Source organism: Cedecea sp. B1(4), from assembly GCF_059414925.1.
Genome location: NZ_JCAHMZ010000302.1, coordinates 1 through 278, shown reverse-complemented (window position 1 = coordinate 278; position 278 = coordinate 1). Strand labels below are relative to the sequence as shown.

The following is a 278-nucleotide window of genomic DNA, read 5'->3' as shown; positions in this document are numbered from 1 at the left end:
CCGCAATCAGAAATGCGTCAGCTGGCTCAGGCTGCAACGTCGCACGGAGTTGACCAGAAGTCACCGCCGCGTGCACCAGCATATCCAGTTCTGGTTCGATGATGTGAATGCGCCCCTGATTGATGGTGTCAACCGCGTAAGGATTGACATCGACGCCAATAACATTCTTCTTGCGCGAGGCAAACAACGTGGCTGTGGGCAAGCCAATGTAGCCCAGGCCGATAATCTCGATGGTGTTGAACATGGTTGCTTTCTACTCAATGATGCATGGATTTCAG

At 52.5% G+C, this 278-nt stretch carries 1 pseudogene; it reads right to left on the bottom strand.

The annotated features are described in order from the left end of the window. A pseudogene (wecC, locus tag ACR6JA_RS23040) lies at positions 1–244 on the bottom strand (UDP-N-acetyl-D-mannosamine dehydrogenase); the annotation flags it as partial. Positions 245–278 lie beyond the last annotated feature (34 nt).